Raw genomic sequence first — 20,420 nt, forward strand, 5'->3', positions numbered from 1 at the left:
CCGGCGGGGAGCGGTCAGCGGCAGGAGCGGCCCGTGTTGAGGCAGCTCACCACCCGGGCCATCAGCTTCTCGTCGAAGACGTTGATGAAGTCCCCGTGGTCGGTGACGGGCTTGTGCAGCTGTTCGGGGAAGGAGTCCACGGCGAAGCCCGGCCCCGGCGGCACCGCGTACACGATGCGCTGCACCAGCTGCGGGATCGCCTTGAAGCCCTGTCCGCAGCGGCCGTCGCGGCCGGCGAAGGCCACGTGCGTGCGGTGGTTGGCGCTGTCGGTGTTCGCCCCGTCCCAGCAGCTCTGGAAGCGGAAGGTGCGCACGACCTTGCTGCCCCGCGGGCAGATCGGGTACTTGTCCTTCAGCTGGCGGTTCTCGAAGCCGGTACAGCTCCAGGAGGCGTTGGCGTTGGCGTCGCCGTTGGTGAAGGCCTTGGCGTCGCCGGTGATGATCCGCAGGAACCGGGGCATGGCGGTGACCTTGGAGACCGGGCTCCCGGCGAACGTCAGGGTGACCTGGGCGGGGGTCTGGATCTCGCCGGTGTTGCGGTCCTTGCCGCCGCCGTCGGCCCCCGCGTCGTCCTCGTCCCTGCCGTTCTGCAGCCGCAGCACCGGCCAGTAGTAGGTGGACCGGTCGCCCTGGTTGCGGCAGGTGGTGGCGCCGCTCGCCAGGTCCTCGTCGGTGGCGAAGGCGTCGGTGGCCTGGTTGCCGATGTAGTCGTGCATGTGGTGGGCGCCGTTGCTCACCCCGGGCGCGACGATCACGTTGTCCGGGTTGAACTTGCCGTTCTTGTTGCGCCCGCAGTCGCTGGTGAAGGTGCCGCGGGAGGCGTTGCGGCCGGGCCGGGGGGCCTTCGCGTTCGGCCGTACGGAGGTGATGGCGGCGAAGTCGGAGCGCTCGGGCCCGTTGCCGGAGGGCGGCCGGCCGGGCTGCTGCCCGGATCCCGTCCCCTGTCCGGGCTTCTGGCCCGGCTTGCGACCGGGGTCGCGCAGCGCGGCGCCGTCGTCGTCGGCGCGCAGGGTGCAGGCGGCGAAGCCCTTCAGTCCGCTGTCCTGCCCGCCGCCCTGTTCCAGGGCGGTGTCGATCCGCCCGAGGCTCTCGGTGCGCTTGTCCTTGAGCGGGTCGAGCACCAGGCCGCCGGCCCGCGCCGGGTCGCTCTCGATGTCGGCCCTGCGGTCGGCGAAGACGCGGTAGGCGTCGGTGATCTGGCTGTCCATGGCGGCGAGTTCGCGGTCCACGGCGGGCCGGGCGGAGGCCGGGACGTCGGGGAGCGCGTTGCCGACGTCGGGGCAGTCGATGGTGGACAGGGCCTGGGCCGCGCTCCGCGGCCGCTGGGGGGTGCCCTCGCCGGCGGAGGCGCTGTAGTCGAGGGCGACCAGACCGCCACCGCCGAGCAGCAGGGCGGTGGTGGCGACGATGGCGCGGTTGGCGATCGTCGAGCGTTTTCGCGTACGTGTCGTGCGTCCCATGGGCCTCGATACGTACGGCGGCCCCGGACGGTTCAACGGTCCCTCGAATGAACAGAGTTGACTGTTCGGCGGTCAACCCCGGTCGAGGTGCGCCAGCACCGCGAGCACCCTGCGGTTGTCGTCGTCCGACACCTCCAGGCCCAGCTTCGCGAAGATGTTGGAGGTGTGCTTGGCCACCGCCCGTTCCGTCACCACCAGCCGCTCCGCGATCGCCGTGTTCGACCGGCCCTGCGCCACCAGCTCCATCACCTCCAGCTCGCGCGGCGTCAGCGCCCCGCCGGGCCCGCCCAGCGGACCGCGCCCGGCCTTGCGCGTCAGCAGCTGCTGGACGACCTGCGGGTCCATCGCCGTCCCGCCCCCTGCGACCCGTCGCACCGCGTCCACGAACTGGTCCGCGTCGAACACCCGGTCCTTCAGCAGGTACCCCACCCCGCCGTTCCCGTCCGCGAGCAGCTCGCGCGCGTACAGCTGCTCCACGTGCTGCGAGAGCACCAGGACCGGCAGGCCGGGGCGGGCCCGGCGCGCGGCCAGGGCGCACTGCAGGCCCTCGTCGGTGTGCGACGGCGGCAGCCGTACGTCGACCACGGCCACGTCCGGCTCCAGCTCGGCCAGGGCGCGGGCCAGCTCGGGCCCGCTCTCGACGGCGGCCAGGATCTCGAAGCCGTACGCCCGCAGCAGCCGCACCAGGCCGTCGCGGAGCAGGAAGAGGTCTTCGGCTAGGACCACGCGCACGGCAGCTCCAGGGTGACCAGGGTGGGGCCGCCCGGGGGACTGCTGACGGCCAGGACGCCGTCGAACGTACCCAGTCGGCGCTCGACCCCGCTCAGCCCGGTCCCGCCGCCGCCCCCGACCACGGCGCCGCCCCGCCCGTCGTCGGCCACCGTGATCCTCAGCATCCCGTCCTCGTGCCGCAGGTCCACGTCCACCCGGCTCGCGCCCGCGTGCTTGACCGCGTTCGCCAGCGCCTCGCTCACCGCGAAGTAGGCGGCCGACTCCACCGGCGCCCCGGCCCGCCCGGCCGGGTCGCAGCGCACCTCCACCTCCAGCGGCAGCCGCAGCGCCAGCGCCCGCACCGCGTCGGCCAGGCCCCGCTCGGCGAGCACCGGCGGATGGATGCCCCGGACCAGGTCGCGCAGTTCGGTCAGGGCCTCCGCCGAGGACCGCCTGGCCCGTGCGAGCAGCTCCTTGGCCTGCGCCGGGTCCCGGTCCACCAGGGCCTCGACGGTGGACAGGTCCATGCCGACGGCCACCAGCCGGGCCTGCGCCCCGTCGTGCAGGTCCCGCTCGATGCGCCGCAGTTCGGCCGCCGAGGCGTCCACCGCGTCGTGCCGGGTGGCGGTCAGCCGGTCGATGCGGCGCTCCAGCTCGGTGTCGAGCCCGGGGGCGAGCAGCGCCCGGGTGACCGTGAAGTGGGCGCGCACCAGGTGCCGTCCGGCGAACAGCGCGACGGCCAGCCAGACCACGCCGAGCGCGGCGGCGAAGGCGGCGGTGGTGGCGTCGGAGACCGGCACGAACGCGTACCAGTACGTCCCGTCCGCGCGCACCACCGGCCGCCACAGCCCGGCGGACAGCAGCAGCCCGAACACGCCCTGCGCGACCAGGCCGGGGGCCAGCACCGCGAGCACGAAGCCGCCCGTCATGTCCACGAGCAGCCACTGCAGGTCGCGCCAGGTCGCCGGGTCCCGCAGCAGCCGCAGGGTCCGCCGCGCCTGCCCGGCGGGCCCGTGCCCGAGGTCCTCGGGGAGCGGCCGGTAGACCGCGGGGACGCGCACGCCCGCCCAGCGCGCGGCGAGCAGCCGCCGCTGCCGGGCGTGCGCCCGCACCAGGCGCAGTACGTACGGGGTGGTGAGCAGGCCCGCACCGAGCGGGACGAGGGCGATCGAGACCACCGCGAGCACGAACAGCGTGATCGACCCGGCCAGCGACACCAGTGCCAGCGCCAGGCCCCGCCCCGCGGCGACCAGCGCGCCGCGGGCCCGCCCGGTCATCGTGCCGGACCCGCCGGTCCCGTCCGTCGTCCCCATGCCGACCGCACCCCTCCCCGTCCATGACCCTCGCGCCCCAGTCTCGCGGCGGGAGGGTCCGGCGGTCACGGGGGCGGCCCCCCGGACCGGGGTGCACCCAGCCCCCTTGCGCACCGGCGGGACCCGGCCCCGTGCGCCCGCGGCGCGACAGGACCGGCCCCCGGCGCACCGGGCGCCGACGGGCCCGTCAGGGCGCGTACTTGTAGCCGACCCGCCGCACGGTCTGGATCGTGTGGCGGTGCTCGGCGCCCAGCTTGCGGCGCAGCCGGGCCACGTGGACGTCGACGGTGCGCCCGTCGCCCACGTGCCCGTACCCCCACACCGTGGTGACGAGCTGGTCGCGGGTGTGCACCCGGTGCGGGTGCGCCACCAGGTGCGCGAGCAGCTCGAACTCCAGGTACGTGAGGTCCAGGGCCCGCCCGTCCACCAGGGCGGTGCGCTGGGAGCCGTCGATGGACACCGGCCCCTCCCCGGCCGCCTGCCCGCCCCCCGGCGGTACGGGCTGCTGGTCGGCGGGCACGAGCACCAGGTAGCCGACCATCGGCGGCTGCCCCGGCAGGGACGGCAGGGTGTGCTGGGGCGCGGGCAGCCAGGTGGCCCCCGGCGGCAGGAAGTCGGCCACCCCGGGGGGCGCCGCGACCTCGTCGCGGTCGACGGCGCGCAGTCGGTGGCGTCCGGGAGGGGTGGAGAGGGCGGTCGCAGCGGAGGCAGCGGAGAAGGAACGGGTGTGTGCCATGAGAGGTCAGCTCATTTCGCGCGGAGGAAGTGGACGCAGACGTACGTCGGTACTCGTTGCGCGTGGGCCGAAGGCCGCTTCGAAGGGGTTCGAGAGGCTTTAGAGGGCCGACGCGTTCAACGCGCGGCAACACACCCGGTCGAAGTCGTGGTGCTGACGGGAAGGCCAGAACGGCTCAAGGTCGCTGCGACCTGTCGCGATGTGCTGGAAGCTGGCCATGGCCCTATTGAACCAGACCCGGGCCCCGGGCAGGAGGGTCCGCCCACGGGCTGGACCGGACCTTGGCTCGTTCTCGATCCGGCGCACGGTCGCCCGAGGACCCAACGGCTTGCAGGGGCACCCCTGTTGGGGGTGCCCCTGCGTGTGCGTCCGGGGACGGGTCAGACCTGTCCCGCCTTCTCCAGCGCCGCGCAGCACGTGTCCACCATCAGCCGCGTCACCAGGTACGGGTCCACGTTCGCGTTCGGGCGGCGGTCCTCGATGTAGCCCTTGCCGTCCTTCTCCACCTGCCAGGGGATGCGCACCGAGGCGCCGCGGTCGGAGACGCCGTAGGAGTACTCGTTCCACGGGGCCGTCTCGTGCAGGCCGGTGAGGCGGTCGTCGATGCCCGCGCCGTAGTGCTTGACGTGGTCCAGCGGCTTGGAGCCCTCGCCCAGCGACTCGCAGGCCGTGATGATCGCGTCGTACCCCTCGCGCATCGCCCTCGTCGAGAAGTTGGTGTGCGCGCCCGCGCCGTTCCAGTCGCCCTTCACCGGCTTCGGGTCCAGCGTCGCCGCGACGCCGAAGTCCTCCGCCGTGCGGTACAGCAGCCAGCGGGCCACCCACAGCTGGTCGGCCACCTCCAGCGGCGCCAGCGGGCCTACCTGGAACTCCCACTGGCCCGGCATGACCTCGGCGTTGATGCCGGAGATGCCCAGGCCCGCCTTGAGGCAGTTCTCCAGGTGCGCCTCGACCACGTCGCGGCCGTGGATCTCGTCCACGCCCACGCCGCAGTAGTAGCCGCCCTGCGGGGCGGGGAAGCCGCCGGCCGGGAAGCCCAGGGGGCGGTCGCCCTGGAAGAACGTGTACTCCTGCTCGATGCCGAAGACCGGCTCCTGCGCCGCGTACCGCTCGTACACCTCGGCCAGCGCGGCCCGGGTGTTGGAGGAGTGCGGAGTCATGTCGGTGTCCAGCACCTCGCACAGCACCAGCACGTGCGCGCCGCCCCGGATCGGGTCCGGGCAGGAGAACACCGGCTTCAGCACGCGGTCCGATGCGTGGCCCTCGGCCTGGTTGGTGCTGGACCCGTCGAAGCCCCAGACCGGCAGGTCCGCGACGGCCGTCGAGGCCGAGCCCGCCAGTATCTTCGTCTTCGAGCGGAGCTTCGCGGTCGGCTCGGTGCCGTCGATCCATATGTACTCGGCCTTGATGAACGTCACGGTGCCTCATCCTCTGCGGGTGCTGCGGGCTGCGCTGCTGCGGGGTGGTGTGCTGTGGTGTGCGCGCAGCTTCGCAACGAGCCGTTTCCCGTCGATTGCCCGACCGTGAACCCGGTGTTACCTAGGTTTCCTCTGTTTTTCCTGGCCCCCGTGCGGCCTCCCGTGCGGTGCCCCACTCCCGCGCCCCGACCGCCACCCCGTGCGCGTCCAGGAGTTCTCCGAAGCCCGCGCGCCGGATCCGGCGCACCAGTTCCTCGTACGTCGTCCCCAGCTCGCGCGCCGTGCGCCCCAGGTGCCAGTCGCAGTCCGCCAGGCGCCGCAGCAGGTGGCCCCGGCGGACCTGGTTCTCCGAGAGCCGGAACGTCTTCAGGTACGCCAGGCGGCCCTTGCGGTCCGTGATCAGCTCCCCGATGTGCTGCTCCCGGCCCCGGGCGAACGGCGGCAGGAACCGGTCCAGCGCGAAGCCGTCCATCCAGTACACGCGCTCGAACGCGTACGTCTCGTCCAGCAGGCCGCGCGCCAGCACCCCGTCGTGCCCCTCGCGCCAGGCCCGCTCCTGCGCCCGCACCGCGAGCCGCAGGTCCTTCAGGTCGTGGATGCGCGTGTCGTCCAGCCGCGCCCCGAAGTCGGCCACCGGCGCCCCGTACAGCGCGTACTGGTGCACCACCTCGCCGTACAGGTCCTCGACCAGCGACGGGTGCAGCGCCCGGTAGTCGTCGGGGTGCGGCGTCACGAAGGCGGCGGCCAGCGCGTCGGCGGCGTACACCAGCACGCCGCACTGGCCCGGGTGGATCTCGAACACCCGCAGCGCCTCGGCGAGCCCCCGCACCTCCGCGCCCGCGTACGCCTCCTCCTCGCGCGGCGACAGGCCCTCGCGCACCGCCCGCCGCGACCACTCGTCCCACACCACCGAAGGGCCGCCGAAGTGCAGCGCCAGATAGCCCTCCAGGGCCAGGTGCAGCGGCAGGAAGCGCAGCCGGTGCCCGGGGCGCAGCCGCTTGGCCATCCGGTGGTGGAAGCGCACCGGCACCCGCTCGGGCGGGTCGGTGCCGAGCCGGGTGCCGTACACCGCCTGGCCGCCGCCGTCGCCGGACCAGTCCGCGACGAAGCCGTGCGGGACGTACGAGGTGTAGGACGCGCCGTCGCCCAGCGCGACCTCCCCGTGGGACGCCCCGTACGCCTCGTGGCGCAGCCGCAGCCCCTCCACCGGCCGCTCGCGCACCAGCGGCACCAGCCGCACGCCGCCCCACACCTGCGCGGGCGCCGCCCTCAGGTCGCCCAGGTCGATCCGCGTCACCGCGCCGCCTCCTCGAGGAACAGCTCCACCCTCCGGTCCAGGTACGCCCGCAGCTCCGCGAGGCCGGTGCGGCCCTCGGCGAACTGCGCCACCTCCACCAGCGCCGCCAGGTCCTCCGCGTCCCGGATCCCCGCCGTCGGCACGCTCGGCGCGAGCCGGCGCACGTCGAAGCCGTCCGCGTCGTACACCGGGTTCAGGTGCACCACGCTGGTGGCCCGCTCCGGGTCCAGCCGGGTGCGCCACACCCGCAGCACCTCGCCGGCCAGCCCGGGCGGCGCGTTGTCCCAGCCGTCCGAGACGATCACCACCCGGTCGGGCGCCGCCTCCAGCGCGTCCAGGACCCGCTCGCCCAGCGGCGTCGGCCCCCACGGCCGCACCAGCAGCGGGTCGCGCGCGCCCGAGGTCCACAGCGGCACGTACCGCCCGGCCAGCGCCTCCAGCAGGTAGTGGCAGCCCAGGGCCACCGCCAGCGGGCGCCGCCGCTTCACCCCGGAGCCGTACGAGGAGTAGCTGTCGTCCAGGACCGCGGCGACCGTGCCCCAGGTCCCCGCGTGCGGCCCTGCCGCGCGCCGCGCCGCCGCCCGCAGCGCCCCGGTCAGCTCCGCCCGGCGGGCCGCCCGGTCGGCGGGGGCCAGCGCCAGCACGTACCCGGCGAGCCGGGTCAGCGGCATCGACGACAGGTCCGCCGCCCGGTCCGCGCGCAGCCGTTCGAGGCGGGTCATGCGCGGCGCGATCCGCTCCAGGAACACCTCGCGCGGGACGCCGTGGCGGGCCGCGAACCCCTCGGCGACGGTGAACGGCAGCTCGTACAGGGCCGCCTGGGCGTAGCGGGCGCGGCGGTACGCGTCCAGGCGCGGGTCCTCGTAGCGCGCGCGGTGGCCGGGGCGGAAGAGGAAGTCGGACAGCTCGCCGGTGAGCAGGTGCGGCCGGACGTGCCGGGCCGTGGCGCGCAGCCCGGAGCGGTACTTCACCGCGTCGTGCGCCAGGTCGGGGCGCGCCGCCAGCCAGTCCCGGACGATCACGCGGGTGCGGCGGTTGTTGACCCGGGCCGCGGCCAGCGCCGCGAACAGCCGGTAGACCCGCTGCGGCGGCAGCTTCGCGAGCCGGGCCGCGATCAGCCGCCCCTCGGCGCGCCGCTCCTCGGGCCCGGCCTCGCCGGCGGTGCGCAGCAGCCGCTCCACGATCGCCGCCGCGTTGTGGTCGTTGACGTCCAGCGCGAGCGCCGCGGCGTACACGGGCCGGTAGTTGACGGCGACGTACTCGTGCAGGAAGTCCAGGGAGAGCCGTTGCTCCCCGGCGCCGGAGCGGAACTCCCGCTGGCCGGTGGCGGTGACGGCGGCGTTGACGAACATCAGGACGTCCTCGGCCGCGATCAGGTCGGCGAAGCGCTCCGCCATGGTCCTCTCCGGTGGGTGCCGTGCGCGGGCGCGCGGGATGCTGGGGTGCCGGCCGGGGTGTGGGGGAGCGAGCAGCGAAAACATTGCTGTACAGGCAGGTCCCGGAAGTCGCTCCGAAGTCCCGCGGCCGGCCCCTGAAACGTAACACCGGGCCCGACGGCGGGCCGAAGGGTTTTCGCTTCCCGCACACCCGGGGGAGGGCCCGTCGTACGGCGGCGCGGGCAGACTTGCGGGCATGTCGATCCCCTCGCACCACCACCAGACCACGCCCGGACCCGCCCCGCTGCGCGTCGGGCTGCTCGGCACCGGCCCCTGGGCCGGCCGCACCCAGGCGCCCGCCCTGGCCGCCCACCCCGGCGTGGAGTTCACCGGCGTCTGGGGCCGCAGGCCCGAGGCCGCCGCCGCGCTCGCCGCCGCGCACGGCACCAAGGCGTACGAGGACGTGGACGCCCTGATCGAGGCCAGCGACGCGGTGGCGATCGCGCTGCCGCCGGACGTCCAGGCGCCGCTCGCCGTCCGGGCCGCCCGGGTCGGCCGCCACCTGCTGCTCGACAAGCCGGTCGCCACCACCGTCGAGGGCGCCCGCGAGGTGGCCGACGCGGCGGACGCCGCCGGGGTGCGCTCGGTCGTCTTCTGCACGCTGCGGTTCGCCGGGGAGACGGAGGGCTGGATCAGGGAGCAGGCCGGTGCGGGCGGCTGGTACCTGGCGCACGCGCACTGGCTGGGGGCGCTCTACGGTCCCGGCGGGGGCGGGCCGTACGCCGCCTCGCCGTGGCGGCGCGAGAAGGGCGGCCTGTGGGACGTGGGCCCGCACGTGCTGTCGGTGCTGCTGCCGGTGCTCGGCGAGGTGACGGAGGTGTCCGCGTCGCGGGGGCCCGCCGACACCGTGCACCTGGCCCTGCGGCACGCCTCGGGCGCGGGCAGCACGGCCACCCTGACGCTGAGCGCCCCGGCGGCCGCCGCGCACGTCGGGATCGAGCTGTACGGGGAGCGGGGGCGGGTCGAGCTGCCCGGCTGGGGCGGGGCGGCGGACGCCTTCGCGCGGGCGGTGGACGGGCTGCTCGGCGCCGTGCGGGACGGGCGGGCGCACCCGTGCGACGCGCGGTTCGGGCTGCGGATCACCGAGATCCTGGTGGCGGCGGAGTCCCGGCTCTGACCGGCGGGCCCCGGGCCGGGGGTCCGGACTCCCGGCCCCGGGGCGCTACTTGATGACCGCGTTGGCCACCGCGATCAGCAGCCCGACGGCCGCGTCCGCCGCGCCGACCAGGATCGCCCCGCGCCGCTGGTAGCCCACCCGCAGCGCGGCGAACGTGCCCCACCCGGCGAGCAGGGCCGCGTTGAGCATCAGCCCGGCCGTGGTGGCGGGCTCCCCGTGCCAGCCGGCCGCCCCGGACAGGGCCAGCAGGCCGACCGTGGGGAGCACGGCGACCACGACGGGCCACTCGTCGCGCAGGGTGAGGGCGAGCTGGCGCCAGCGGTGCGCGGCGGTGTCGTACACGTGCGTGGACATGTGGTGGGCGTAGCCGTGGATCGCGGCGGCGCACACGGCGGTGACCAGGATCCAGGCGGCGTCGTAGTAGGGGGTGTAGCGGGCCCCGTCCTGCTGCAGGGCCGCGAGGAGGGCGCTGGCGAGGACGGTTCCGTACACCCCGCCGAACATCCAGTTGGTACGCACGGGAGCCCCTTCCGGGAGGTCGCGGAGACGGAAGGCCCCACCGTAGTGCCGCAAACGTCCCGAAACGGGCACTGTTACGTTCCGGTGGGACATCCGGGACCCATCCGCAAAGGGGCCCTGACCTCGCGCTTACGCCCCGGCCCGGGTCACCGGCGGGAGAGAGCGTCCCGTACCGCCTCCTCCGAGCGCGCCACCACCGCGGTCCCGTCGTCCGCCGTGATGATCGGGCGCTGGATCAGCTTCGGGTGCGCCGCCAGCGCCTCGATCCAGCGCCCGCGCGAGGCCGCGTCGCGCGGCCAGTCCTTCACCCCGAGCTCCTTGGCGGCGGCCTCCTGGGTGCGCGTGACGTCCCACGGCTCCAGGCCGAGCCGGTCGAGCAGCGCGGCGATCTCGGCCTCGCTCGGCACGTCCTCCAGGTAGCGGCGAACGGTGTACCCGGCGCCCTCCGCGTCGAGGACCGTGAGGGCGGTGCGGCACTTGGAACAGGCGGGGTTGATCCAGATCTCCATGCCCGCCACGGTACCGCCGGGAGCCCCCTCGAAGGGCCTTCGCGGGGGCCTGGAGGCTGATCCACGAAGCCCCTGGATGCTGATCCCCAAAGCCCGTCTGGCCAGGGGCGATTGTCAGTGCCCCGGCGTAAAATGGTCAGTAGTTCGAAAGCGTTCCCGCGCCACGCCAGGAGGTTGCCCATGGCCGTTGCCGCAGTCCGGACGAAGCCGTCGAGGAAGCCCGTACAACTCCAGCTCTACAAGCCCCTGCTGAAGCACCCGCTGCCCGCCGGGCGGCCGCGAGACTGGTACATATCGCACAACCGCCGCCTCAAGGCGATGCGGCTGTCCATCGCCCTGCTCGACTCGGGCGTCTACTACCCCTCCCACGCCGACGACGACACGATCAGGGACACCGCCGAGCGCATCGGCGTCCACCCGCCCTCCGCCACCACGTGCCGGATGGTCCGGGCCCTGATCCGCTACGGCCGCTGACCCGCGCGACGCCGGGGGCCCTCCCGAGCGGAGGGCCCCCGGCCGTGGGCACGGGCGGACCGGCCGCGTTACGCTCGGAACATGACGGCCGCCCCGTTCCGGCGCGAGCGTCTGCGCCCCGCGCCCACCGACATCGTCGCCGTCGCCTGCTCGGCGGGCGGCGTCCGGGCCCTGGGAGTCCTCCTCGGCTCCCTCGAAGCGGACTTCGCCGTGCCCGTACTCGTCGTCCTGCACCTGGACCCCCGGCGCCCCACCCTCATCGCCGAGATCCTGGGACGCCAGTGCGCGCTGCCGGTGAAACTGGCCGAGCAGGGGGAGCCGGCGCGGCCCGGCACGGTCCACATCGCCCCGCCCGGCCGCCACCTGCTGGTCGGCGCCGACGGCCGGCTCAGGCTGTCCGGCAGCGCGCGCGTGCACTTCGTACGACCTTCGGCCGACGTCCTGTTCGGCTCGGTGGCCGAGTCCTATGGTCCCCGCGCCCTGGTCTGCGTCCTCACCGGCACCGGCCGCGACGGTGCCGCGGGGGCCGACCAGGTGAGGGCACGGGGCGGCACCGTGATCGTCGAGGACCCGCGCACCGCCGAGTTCAACGGCATGCCGACTGCCGCGCTGGGCGCGGGCGACGCCGACTTCGTGCTACCTCTGGGGGAGATTTCCGCGGCGATCCGAGCGGCGCTGCGGGCGGACCGAGAAAAGACCGAGGGGCGAGATGGTTGACGCGCTGCACGAGGAGACCGACGAGGAACTGGAGCAGCTGCTCGACTTCCTCAGGGACGCGCGGGGCTTCGACTTCACCGGTTACAAGCGCTCGACCCTGGTCCGGCGCATCCGCAAGCGGATGGCCGACGCCGGAGTGGACACCTACGACGAGTACCGGGACCGCCTGGAGGCCGACGCCGACGAGTTCGGCGTGCTCTTCAACACGATCCTGATCAACGTCACCTCGTTCTTCCGCGACCCCGACGCCTGGAGCTTCATGCAGCGCGAGGTCGTCCCCGAGGTGCTCGCGGCCCTGGAGGACGAGGAGGAGGTACGGGTCTGGAGCGCGGGCTGCTCCAGCGGCGAGGAGACGTACTCGCTGGCCATGATGTTCGCCGAGGCCCTGGGGCTCGACGACTGCCTGCGCCGCGTCAAGATCTACGGCACCGACGTCGACGAGGAGGCCCTGCGCGACGCGCGCTCCGGCCTCTACACCGCGCGCTCCCTGGAATCCCTGCCGGCCGAGCTGCGGGAGAAGTACTTCGAGCAGAACGGCGCCCAGTTCAGCTTCCGCCCCGACCTGCGGCGCCGGGTCATCTTCGGCCGCCACGACATCACCCGCGACGCCCCGATCTCCCGGCTCGACCTGCTGGTGTGCCGCAACACGCTGATGTACTTCAACGTCGAGGCCCAGACGCAGATCATGGACCGCTTCCACTTCGCGGTGAAGGAGGGCGGCTACCTCCTGCTGGGCAAGGCGGAGATGCTCCTCAACGACGCCGAGCGCTTCGAGGTGGTCAGCATGCGCCAGCGCGTCTTCCGGCGCCGCCCCGGCGAGTCCGGGCTGCACCTGCACCCCGCGCCCCTGAAGGTCCGCACCCTGACCGGGGCGGTCCAGACCTCGCTGGCCCGCAGCAGACAGCTGCGCGACCTGATCCTCGACGCGGGGAACGCGCCCTCGGTCGCCGTCGACAGCGACGGGACCGTGGTGCAGATCAACAACCACGCCCGCATGCAGTTCGGGCTCACCCCCAACGACATCGGACGGCCCTTCCAGGACCTGGAGATCTCCTACCGCCCCGTCGAACTGCGCTCGCTGATCGCCGAGGCCACCCACGAGCGCCGCACCATGCGGGTCAACGGGGCCGAGCGGCGGGTCGGCGACGACGTGCACTTCCTGGACATCGTGGTGCAGCCGCTGATCAGCTCGGCGGGATCGGTCGCCGCCACCACCATCACCTTCACCGACGTCACCGCGATCACCCAGCTCAAGGCCGAGGTCAAGCGGGTCCGCGAGGAGCTGGAGACGGCGTACGAGGAACTCCAGTCCACCAACGAGGAGCTGGAGACCACCAACGAGGAACTCCAGTCCAGCATCGAGGAACTGGAGACGACCAACGAGGAACTCCAGTCCACCAACGAGGAACTGGAGACCACCAACGAGGAACTCCAGTCGGGCAACGAGGAACTGGAGACGATGAACGAGGAGATGCGCACCCGCTCCGAGGAGCTGGACGAGGCGCGCGCCTTCCTGGAGGGCGTCGTCTCCAGCATCGCCGCCGGCGTCGTCGTCCTGGACGCCGAGATGCGGGTGCGGACCTGGAACCGCTTCGCGTCGGACCAGTGGGGCCTGCGCGCCGACGAGGTCACCAACGAGAACTTCTTCAGCCTCGACTTCGGGCTGCCCACCAGCGAGCTGCGCCCCCTGGTGACGAAGTGCGTCGAGTCCGGCAAGCGCACCGGCCCGCTGGCCGTCGAGGCCGTCAGCCGGATCGGGCGCAAGCTGCTGTGCGAGGTCACCTGCTCGCCGTTCGACGGGCACAACGGCGGAGTCGTCCTGCTCATGGAAGAGTCCCGGCCAGGTTCTGACGAGAAGCGGCGCTGAGCAGGGAGGCCGGGCCTGCGGGGCCTACCCTTGCGGCATGAAGCCCGCAGAGGGGCACTCCGCGTCCGCGGCGATCGCCTGGCGAAGGGCGGCCCGCGCGCGGGAGCGTGCGGCCCGCGCCCAGGAGACCGCCGACCAGTACGTCCGCAGGGCGGCGGACACCGGCAAGGCGTTCTACGAGCAGATGGCCGCGTCCTACCAGAAGATGGCCGAGTGCCACCTCTCCTCCGCGGGCCTGCAGGAGTCGTACGCGCGCCGTACGGGCCTGTGGACGCCTGGAGAGGGCGGCCCCCCACGTTTCATGACGGGGGTCGCGGAGGCCTGCGGCACCCGCAGCGCCTCCCTCGCCCTGCTCGGCAGCGACCGCGACGAGCTGTGCGTGGCCGCCTCGGACGCGGCGGCCCGCGCCGCCCAGGACCTGGAGTACACGCTGGGCGAGGGCCCGGTCAGGGACGCCGCCGCCGGGCTCCTCACCGTCACCGCGGCGGGCCCCGAACTGGCCGAGCGCTGGCCGGTGTACGGCCCGGCGCTGGGGGCACTCGGCTTCAGCCGGGTCGTCTCGGTCCCCCTGTCGACCGAAGGTGCCTGTCTGGGCGCCCTCGCCGTCTTCGACCCCCGTCCCGGACTGGCCGAATCCGGGGTCTTCGGTGAGATCGCCGACGCACTGACCCGTACGGTTCTGCTGGGACCCGACGCCGAGCCCGACCTGTACGGCGGTGCCGAGCACCGGGACGTCGTCCACCAGGCGACGGGGGTGCTCATGGAACGGCTGGGGATCCCGGCCGCCGACGGTCTGGCCCTGCTCAAGGCGCGCGCCTTCGCGTCGGGAGAGCCGATCGAGCAACTCGCCCGTGAGATCGCGGGTGACGCCCGCACCGACGACTGAACCGAGAGGAAGTGCCATGGCCGCCGAGCTGCGCCGCCTGGCCGACATGTTCGTGGAGCTGGCGGGCGGAAGGGACGAGGAGCCGTTCGACGTACCGGCCCTGCTGTCCACCCTGACGGGGAAGGTGGCCGAACTCTTCGACTGCCAGACGGCGGCCGTGTTCGACACCGGGGTGCGTACGGGACCGGAAGTCGCGGGCTCCTCACCGGAGATGGCGCAGCTGGAACTGGAGTCGTACGGGCAGGGGGAGGGGCCGGGCCGGGACTGCCGGCTCACCGGGGAGGCCCTGACCGGCTACCTGCTCGACAGCCCCGCGGCCCGGGTCCGCTGGCCCCGCTTCGTACCGCGTGCGCTGGAGCTCAAGGGCGACTGGGTCACGGCCCTGCCGCTGCGGGGCCGGACGAAGGTCGTCGGCGCGCTGGTCCTGCTGGGCCAGGGGGACGCCGGCACGGAGCAGCGGGACCTCGCCCAGGCCATGGCGGACGTCTCCGCGATCGCGCTGATGCGCGAGCGGGAGGTCCAGGACGGTCGGGCACTGGCCGGGCAGCTGGAGCACGCGCTGTCCAGCCGGGTGCTGATCGAGCAGGCCAAGGGCGTGCTCGCCACCCGCGGCGCGGTGTCCATGGAGAAGGCCTTCGACCAGCTGCGCGGCTACGCCAGGGCGCACCGGTGCCGGCTGGTGGACGTGGCCAGGGACGTGGTGGAGGGCCGCGGGGAGCTGGTGCGGCCCAGGGGATAGGCGGTTCCGGGCCCGGGAGGTGACCGGGCCCGGGCCTAGGAGCTCGCGGATCCGGATCCGGAGCCGGTGCCGAACGCGCCCAGGATCCGTTCCGCCGCCAGTGTCGCCGTCAACTCCCCGTCCCGTACCGCCCGTTCGAGACCCGGCGCGATCTCCCGCACCGCCGGGTCCGAGCGCAGGCGCTCGAGCAGCACGTCCCGCACCATGCCCCAGGTCCACTCCACCTGCTGGTCGCGCCGCTTGGCGGCCAGCCGGCCCGTGGAGTCCAGCAGGGCCCGGTGCTGCTCCAGGCGCTCCCAGACCACGTCGAGCCCGCTGGACTCGCGGGCGCTGCAACTGAGCACCGGGGGCGTCCAGGCGGCGTCCGCGGGGTGCATCAGGCGCAGGGCGCCCGCCAGTTCGCGCGCCGCCGCCTTCGCGTCCCGCTCGTGCGGGCCGTCCGCCTTGTTGATCGCCAGGACGTCCGCCAGCTCCAGGACGCCCTTCTTGATGCCCTGCAGCTGATCGCCCGTACGCGCCAGGGACAGCAGCAGGAACGAGTCCACCATCCCCGCCACGGCCGTCTCCGACTGGCCGACGCCCACGGTCTCCACCAGGACCACGTCGTACCCGGCGGCCTCCATCACCACCATCGACTCGCGCGTCGCCTTGGCCACCCCGCCCAGCGTCCCCGCCGACGGCGAGGGCCGCACGAAGGCCGCCGGGTCCACCGAGAGCCGCTCCATCCGGGTCTTGTCGCCCAGGATGGAGCCGCCCGTGCGCGTCGAGGACGGGTCCACGGCGAGCACCGCGACCCGGTGCCCCAGCCCGGTGAGCATCGTGCCGAACGCGTCGATGAACGTGGACTTGCCCACGCCCGGCACCCCGCTGATCCCGATCCGCCGCGCGTTGCCCGCGTGCGGCAGCAGCCGGGTCAGCAGCTCCTGGGCCAGCACCCGGTGCTGCGGCCGGGTGGACTCGACGAGTGTGATGGCGCGCGCGATCGGCGCCCGCTTCCCGTCGAGCACGCCCTTGACGTACCCGTCGATGTCGATCGCCGGCGCCATCGGGCCTACAGCTCGTCGTGGCCGAGGGCCGAGGCGAGCCGCTCCACCAGGTCGTAGGCCGCGTCCGGGATGACCGTGCCGGGCGGGAAGACCGCCGTGGCGCCCATCTCCAGGAGCGTCGGGACGTCCTGCGGCGGGATCACGCCGCCCACCACGACCATGATGTCCTCGCGCCCCTCCTCCGCCAGCGCCTCGCGCAGCGCCGGCACCAGGGTGAGGTGCCCGGCCGCCAGCGAGGAGACGCCCACCACGTGCACGTCCGCCTCCACCGCCTGCCGCGCGACCTCGCCCGGGGTCTGGAAGAGCGGGCCGACGTCCACGTCGAAGCCCAGGTCGGCGAAGGCCGTGGCGATCACCTTCTGGCCGCGGTCGTGGCCGTCCTGGCCCATCTTGGCGACCAGGATGCGCGGACGGCGGCCCTCGGCCTCCTCGAAGCGCTCCACCAGCTCCCTGGTGCGCTCCACGGACGGGGAGGGTCCTGCCTCGGTGCGGTACACGCCGGAGATCGTACGGGTCTGGGCCGCGTGCCTGCCGTACACCTTCTCCAGCGCGTCGGAGATCTCGCCGACCGTCGCCTTCGCGCGCGCCGCGTCCACCGCCAGCTCCAGGAGGTTGCCGTCGCCCCGGTCGGCCGCGTTCGTCAGGGCCCGCAGCGCGTCCTGCGTCACCTGCTCGTCCCGCTCCGCGCGCAGCCGCCGCAGCTTCTCGATCTGCTGGGTCCGCACCGAGGAGTTGTCGACCTTGAGCACCTCGATCTGCTCGTCGTTCTCCACCCGGTACTTGTTGACCCCGATGACCGGCTGCCGCCCGGAGTCGATGCGCGCCTGGGTGCGGGCCGCCGCCTCCTCCACGCGCAGCTTGGGGATGCCGGCGTCGATGGCCTGCGCCATGCCGCCCGCCGCCTCGACCTCCTGGATGTGCTGCCAGGCCCGGCGCGCCAGGTCGTAGGTGAGCCGCTCGACGTACGCGCTGCCGCCCCACGGGTCGATGACCCGGGTGGTGCCCGACTCCTGCTGGATCAGCAGCTGGGTGTTGCGGGCGATCCGCGCGGAGAAGTCGGTGGGCAGCGCCAGCGCCTCGTCCAGCGCGTTGGTGTGCAGCGACTGGGTGTGGCCCTGGGTCGCGGCCATCGCCTCCACACAGGTGCGGGTGACGTTGTTGAACACGTCCTGCGCGGTCAGCGACCAGCCCGAGGTCTGCGAATGGGTGCGCAGCGAGAGGGACTTGGTGTTCTTCGGGTCGAACTGCTTGACCAGCTTCGCCCACAGCAGGCGCGCCGCCCGCATCTTGGCGATCTCCATGAAGAAGTTCATGCCGATCGCCCAGAAGAACGACAGGCGCGGCGCGAACGCGTCCACGTCCAGGCCCGCCGCCTGCCCGGCCCGCAGGTACTCCACGCCGTCGGCGAGGGTGTACGCCAGCTCCAGGTCGGCCGTCGCCCCGGCCTCCTGGATGTGGTAGCCGGAGATGGAGATCGAGTTGTAGCGGGGCATCCGCTGCGAGGTGTACGCGAAGATGTCGGAGATGATCCGCATCGACGGCTTCGGCGGATAGATGTAGGTGTTGCGGACCATGAACTCCTTGAGGATGTCGTTCTGGATGGTCCCCGCCAGCTTCTCCGGCGGCACCCCCTGCTCCTCGGCCGCCACGATGTACAGCGCGAGCACCGGGAGCACCGCGCCGTTCATCGTCATCGACACCGTCATCCGGTCCAGCGGGATGCCGTCGAACAGCTGGCGCATGTCGTAGATCGAGTCGATCGCCACGCCCGCCATGCCGACGTCACCGGTCACCCGCGGGTGGTCGGAGTCGTAGCCGCGGTGGGTGGGCAGGTCGAAGGCGACCGAGAGGCCCTTCTGCCCGGCCGCCAGGTTGCGGCGGTAGAAGGCGTTGGACTCCTCGGCCGTGGAGAAGCCGGCGTACTGCCGGATGGTCCAGGGCTGGTTGACGTACATCGTCGGGTAGGGGCCGCGCAGGTACGGGGCCGTGCCCGGGTACGTCGACAGGAAGTCCAGGCCCTCCAGGTCCCGCGCCGTGTACAGCGGGCGGACGTCGATGCCCTCCGGGGTCTCCCAGGTCAGGTCGCGGTCGGAGGTGCCGGTGGCCTCCTTGACCGCGGTGTGCCACTGGTCCTCGGTGCCCTGGGCGGCGCCGTCGCCGAGCGGGACCCCGGAGAAGTCGGGGATTGCTGACTCGGGCATCAGGCCACTCCCATGCGGTCGAGGGTGGAGGAGAGGACGTCGACGGCGTCGCAGCCCGCGAAGACGTAGGAGTCGACACCGGAGTGCGTGCCCGGTTTCCCGGCCAGGAACACCCACCGCGCGCCCGCCGCCTTCAGCGCCGCGGCGACGGCCTCGCCCCGCTCCTCGTACAGCGCGTCGCTGGAGCACAGGCAGGCGACCGTGGCACCGCTGGCGGCGAAGGCCGCCGCGGCGGTGTCCGCGTCGACGGAGACCGGCTGGTGCACCGGCTCGACGCCGCCCGCCTGGAACAGGTTGGCGGCGAAGGTGGCCCGCGCGGTGTGCGCGGCGGCCGGGCCGAGGGCGGCCAGGAAGACGCGCGGCCGGGCGCCGGTGGCGGCCAGGTGCGCGTCGGAGCGGGCCCGCAGCTCCTCGTAGTCCTGGTCGCGCCGCACCCGGGGCAGCCCGCCCGCGGGGACGGCGGGGGAGGGCTCGCGCTCCACCGGCTTCTCGCCGAGGAAGGGGAACTCGCTGACGCCGGTGACCGGTTCGCGCCGGGTCGCCAGCCGGCGCCGGCGCTGCTGCCAGGTGGACGTCAGCCGCTCCTCGACGAACCCGGAGCGCAACGCCTGTGCCAGGCCGCCCCGCTGCTCGACCTCCTGGAAGAACTCCCAGGCGGAGCGCGCGAGTTCGTCGGTGAGCGACTCCACGTACCAGGAGCCGCCCGCCGGGTCGACGACCCGGGCCAGGTGGGACTCCTCCAGGAGGATGGTGGAGGTGTTGCGGGCGATGCGCCGCGAGAACGCGTCGGGCAGGCCCACCGCGTGGTCGAAGGGCAGTACGGTCACCGACTCGGCGCCGCCGACCCCGGCGGCCAGCGAGGCGACGGTGGTGCGCAGCATGTTCACCCACGGGTCGCGCCGGGTCATCATCACCGGCGAGGTCACCGCGTGCTGGCGCTGCGCGCCCGCGCCCGGCGCCCCGGACACCTCGGCGACCCGCGCCCACAGCCGCCGCGCGGCGCGCAGCTTGGCGATGGTCAGGAACTGGTCGGCGGTGGCCGCGTAGCGGAACTCCAGCTGCCCCAGGGCCTGTTCGACGTCCAGGCCGCCCTCGGTGAGGGCGCGCAGGGAGGCCACCCCGGCGGCCAGGGCGAGCCCGAGCTCCTGCGCGGGCGAGCCGCCGGCCTCGTGGTAGGGCAGGGCGTCGACGGTGAGGGCCCGCAGCTGGGGCCAGTCGCGCACGCACTCGGCCGCGAGCGCCACCGCGTCCTCGAAGCCGACGGCCTCTCCGGTGCGGGCCTCGTGCCCCAGCGGATCGCACCCGAGGTTGCCGCGCGCCTCCGCGGCCGACACCCCGCGCTCCCGGTAGGTCCCGAGCAACTCCCGTGCGAGCGCGCCCGCTTCGGCGCCGCCGTCGAGCACCACGGGCGCCAGGTCGAGGTAGACGCCCTCCAGCACGCGCCCGAGCGTCCCGGGCCGCACGGCGAGCCACAGCTCGGTGACGCCGTTCTCCAGGTCCGCGAGCACGGCCTCGTTGACGCGCACGGGGTCGTCCCCGGCGTACCGCTGCCGCACCCCCCATCCACCGGCGACGTTCCCCTCGGCGCGCGAGGCGCGTACGAAGGGGGCGAAGCCGGGGAGCCCCGGGTCGGGCGCGCCGTCGCGCGCGGTGTACAGCGGGCGGGTACGAAGCCCGTCCTCCAGTGCGGTGGACAACGCCTCCTCGGCCGCGTCGCCCGAGACGTCCTTGCCCGACTTGCGTAGTACGCCCTCGACGAGGCGCTGCCACTGCTCATGGGTCGCGTCAGGGAACTCGGCGGCCAGGGGGAGCCCGTCATCAGGCAGGACCGTCATGGCGCAGACGCTAGCGCAGTGACCTTGAGGAACAGCAGAGGCGACAGCTGTGACCTTGCCCTCTCCTTTGAGCGCGTACACGCACGAACGCGACCCCCGTCACACCCGGGGGCGTGACGGGGGTCGCGTGTGCGCGTGC

18 protein-coding genes are annotated in these 20,420 nt (G+C 73.8%); 6 read left to right on the forward strand and 12 right to left on the reverse strand.

Features of this window, described 5'->3' with window-relative positions:
- Positions 1–14: 14 nt before the first annotated feature.
- From ABT160_RS15275 to ABT160_RS15305, 7 genes are all read right to left on the reverse strand, one after another.
- Complete coding sequence (locus ABT160_RS15275; protein WP_351647649.1) at positions 15–1,460, reverse strand: DUF1996 domain-containing protein; 1,446 nt, start codon at positions 1,458–1,460, stop codon at positions 15–17.
- 72 nt (positions 1,461–1,532) lie between these two features.
- Positions 1,533–2,192 carry a response regulator transcription factor gene (locus tag ABT160_RS15280; RefSeq protein ID WP_351647651.1) on the reverse strand — a complete coding sequence of 220 codons (660 nt, stop codon included), beginning with the start codon at positions 2,190–2,192 and terminating at the stop codon, positions 1,533–1,535.
- Positions 2,177–3,484 carry a sensor histidine kinase gene (locus ABT160_RS15285; protein WP_351647653.1) on the reverse strand — a complete coding sequence of 436 codons (1,308 nt, stop codon included), beginning with the start codon at positions 3,482–3,484 and terminating at the stop codon, positions 2,177–2,179. Before ABT160_RS15285 ends, ABT160_RS15280 begins: the two co-directional genes overlap by 16 nt.
- Positions 3,485–3,671: 187 nt before the next feature.
- Positions 3,672–4,220 (reverse strand): winged helix-turn-helix domain-containing protein, encoded by a 549-nt coding sequence (locus ABT160_RS15290; RefSeq protein ID WP_351647655.1) that lies wholly within the window; start codon positions 4,218–4,220, stop codon positions 3,672–3,674.
- Positions 4,221–4,600: 380 nt separating this feature from the next.
- On the reverse strand, positions 4,601–5,638 hold the full coding sequence (gene glnII, locus ABT160_RS15295) for a glutamine synthetase (protein ID WP_351647656.1): 1,038 nt from the start codon (positions 5,636–5,638) through the stop codon (positions 4,601–4,603).
- 121 nt (positions 5,639–5,759) lie between these two features.
- Positions 5,760–6,935, reverse strand: a complete 1,176-nt coding sequence (locus ABT160_RS15300) for an ARPP-2 domain-containing protein (RefSeq protein ID WP_351647658.1) — start codon at positions 6,933–6,935, stop codon at positions 5,760–5,762.
- Complete coding sequence (locus ABT160_RS15305) at positions 6,932–8,332, reverse strand: hypothetical protein (RefSeq protein ID WP_351647660.1); 1,401 nt, start codon at positions 8,330–8,332, stop codon at positions 6,932–6,934. The genes ABT160_RS15300 and ABT160_RS15305 overlap by 4 nt, the downstream gene beginning before the upstream one ends.
- Positions 8,333–8,567: 235 nt before the next feature.
- Between ABT160_RS15305 and ABT160_RS15310 the strand changes: the two genes are divergently transcribed.
- Positions 8,568–9,488 carry a Gfo/Idh/MocA family protein gene (locus ABT160_RS15310; protein WP_351647662.1) on the forward strand — a complete coding sequence of 307 codons (921 nt, stop codon included), beginning with the start codon at positions 8,568–8,570 and terminating at the stop codon, positions 9,486–9,488.
- Positions 9,489–9,533: 45 nt separating this feature from the next.
- Here the strand turns inward: ABT160_RS15310 and ABT160_RS15315 are convergent, their stop codons facing one another.
- Together ABT160_RS15315 and ABT160_RS15320 are read right to left on the reverse strand one after the other, a co-directional pair.
- The gene (locus tag ABT160_RS15315) at positions 9,534–10,007 is read right to left on the reverse strand and encodes a hypothetical protein (protein WP_351647664.1); all 474 of its coding nucleotides are present in this window, start codon (positions 10,005–10,007) and stop codon (positions 9,534–9,536) included.
- Between the two features lie 146 nt (positions 10,008–10,153).
- Positions 10,154–10,516 (reverse strand): arsenate reductase family protein, encoded by a 363-nt coding sequence (locus ABT160_RS15320; protein WP_351647665.1) that lies wholly within the window; start codon positions 10,514–10,516, stop codon positions 10,154–10,156.
- A gap of 180 nt (positions 10,517–10,696) precedes the next feature.
- On the opposite strand from ABT160_RS15320, the gene ABT160_RS15325 reads away from it, so the two are divergent.
- The 5 genes from ABT160_RS15325 (at position 10,697) to ABT160_RS15345 (ending at position 15,199) form a co-directional block, all read left to right on the forward strand.
- Positions 10,697–10,990, forward strand: coding sequence for a hypothetical protein (locus tag ABT160_RS15325; protein WP_351647667.1), 294 nt, complete (start codon positions 10,697–10,699; stop codon positions 10,988–10,990).
- Positions 10,991–11,071: 81 nt separating this feature from the next.
- Positions 11,072–11,707: a chemotaxis protein CheB gene (locus ABT160_RS15330; protein ID WP_351647668.1), complete on the forward strand. Its 636-nt coding sequence runs from the start codon at positions 11,072–11,074 to the stop codon at positions 11,705–11,707.
- Positions 11,700–13,574 (forward strand): CheR family methyltransferase, encoded by a 1,875-nt coding sequence (locus tag ABT160_RS15335; RefSeq protein WP_351647670.1) that lies wholly within the window; start codon positions 11,700–11,702, stop codon positions 13,572–13,574. Before ABT160_RS15330 ends, ABT160_RS15335 begins: the two co-directional genes overlap by 8 nt.
- A gap of 37 nt (positions 13,575–13,611) precedes the next feature.
- Positions 13,612–14,460: an ANTAR domain-containing protein gene (locus ABT160_RS15340; protein WP_351647671.1), complete on the forward strand. Its 849-nt coding sequence runs from the start codon at positions 13,612–13,614 to the stop codon at positions 14,458–14,460.
- Between the two features lie 16 nt (positions 14,461–14,476).
- Positions 14,477–15,199 carry a GAF and ANTAR domain-containing protein gene (locus ABT160_RS15345; protein ID WP_351647672.1) on the forward strand — a complete coding sequence of 241 codons (723 nt, stop codon included), beginning with the start codon at positions 14,477–14,479 and terminating at the stop codon, positions 15,197–15,199.
- A 35-nt stretch (positions 15,200–15,234) separates the two neighbouring features.
- On the opposite strand, the gene meaB is transcribed toward ABT160_RS15345, so the two are convergent.
- The 3 genes from meaB to ABT160_RS15360 are packed head-to-tail and all read right to left on the reverse strand — an operon-like array spanning position 15,235 to position 20,281.
- Complete coding sequence (meaB, locus tag ABT160_RS15350; RefSeq protein ID WP_351647674.1) at positions 15,235–16,245, reverse strand: methylmalonyl Co-A mutase-associated GTPase MeaB; 1,011 nt, start codon at positions 16,243–16,245, stop codon at positions 15,235–15,237.
- Between the two features lie 5 nt (positions 16,246–16,250).
- On the reverse strand, positions 16,251–18,446 hold the full coding sequence (gene scpA, locus ABT160_RS15355) for a methylmalonyl-CoA mutase (protein ID WP_351647675.1): 2,196 nt from the start codon (positions 18,444–18,446) through the stop codon (positions 16,251–16,253).
- The gene (locus ABT160_RS15360) at positions 18,446–20,281 is read right to left on the reverse strand and encodes a methylmalonyl-CoA mutase family protein (protein WP_351647676.1); all 1,836 of its coding nucleotides are present in this window, start codon (positions 20,279–20,281) and stop codon (positions 18,446–18,448) included. Before ABT160_RS15360 ends, scpA begins: the two co-directional genes overlap by 1 nt.
- Positions 20,282–20,420 lie beyond the last annotated feature (139 nt).

The sequence above is a fragment of the Streptomyces sp. NPDC001941 genome (assembly GCF_040296945.1).
In the GTDB taxonomy this organism is placed as follows: domain Bacteria; phylum Actinomycetota; class Actinomycetes; order Streptomycetales; family Streptomycetaceae; genus Streptomyces.

Excerpts from the sequence above, each read along its gene's own strand:
- ABT160_RS15275 (WP_351647649.1), bottom strand. The coding sequence starts at position 1,460 with ATGGGACGCACGACACGTACGCGAAAACGCTCGACGATCGCCAACCGC.
- ABT160_RS15285 (WP_351647653.1), bottom strand. The coding sequence starts at position 3,484 with ATGGGGACGACGGACGGGACCGGCGGGTCCGGCACGATGACCGGGCGG.
- ABT160_RS15290 (WP_351647655.1), bottom strand. The coding sequence starts at position 4,220 with ATGGCACACACCCGTTCCTTCTCCGCTGCCTCCGCTGCGACCGCCCTC.
- ABT160_RS15305 (WP_351647660.1), bottom strand. The coding sequence starts at position 8,332 with ATGGCGGAGCGCTTCGCCGACCTGATCGCGGCCGAGGACGTCCTGATG.
- ABT160_RS15310 (WP_351647662.1), top strand. The coding sequence starts at position 8,568 with ATGTCGATCCCCTCGCACCACCACCAGACCACGCCCGGACCCGCCCCG.
- ABT160_RS15320 (WP_351647665.1), bottom strand. The coding sequence starts at position 10,516 with ATGGAGATCTGGATCAACCCCGCCTGTTCCAAGTGCCGCACCGCCCTC.
- ABT160_RS15325 (WP_351647667.1), top strand. The coding sequence starts at position 10,697 with ATGGCCGTTGCCGCAGTCCGGACGAAGCCGTCGAGGAAGCCCGTACAA.
- ABT160_RS15330 (WP_351647668.1), top strand. The coding sequence starts at position 11,072 with ATGACGGCCGCCCCGTTCCGGCGCGAGCGTCTGCGCCCCGCGCCCACC.
- ABT160_RS15335 (WP_351647670.1), top strand. The coding sequence starts at position 11,700 with ATGGTTGACGCGCTGCACGAGGAGACCGACGAGGAACTGGAGCAGCTG.
- ABT160_RS15340 (WP_351647671.1), top strand. The coding sequence starts at position 13,612 with ATGAAGCCCGCAGAGGGGCACTCCGCGTCCGCGGCGATCGCCTGGCGA.
- ABT160_RS15345 (WP_351647672.1), top strand. The coding sequence starts at position 14,477 with ATGGCCGCCGAGCTGCGCCGCCTGGCCGACATGTTCGTGGAGCTGGCG.
- meaB (WP_351647674.1), bottom strand. The coding sequence starts at position 16,245 with ATGGCGCCGGCGATCGACATCGACGGGTACGTCAAGGGCGTGCTCGAC.
- scpA (WP_351647675.1), bottom strand. The coding sequence starts at position 18,446 with ATGCCCGAGTCAGCAATCCCCGACTTCTCCGGGGTCCCGCTCGGCGAC.
- ABT160_RS15360 (WP_351647676.1), bottom strand. The coding sequence starts at position 20,281 with ATGACGGTCCTGCCTGATGACGGGCTCCCCCTGGCCGCCGAGTTCCCT.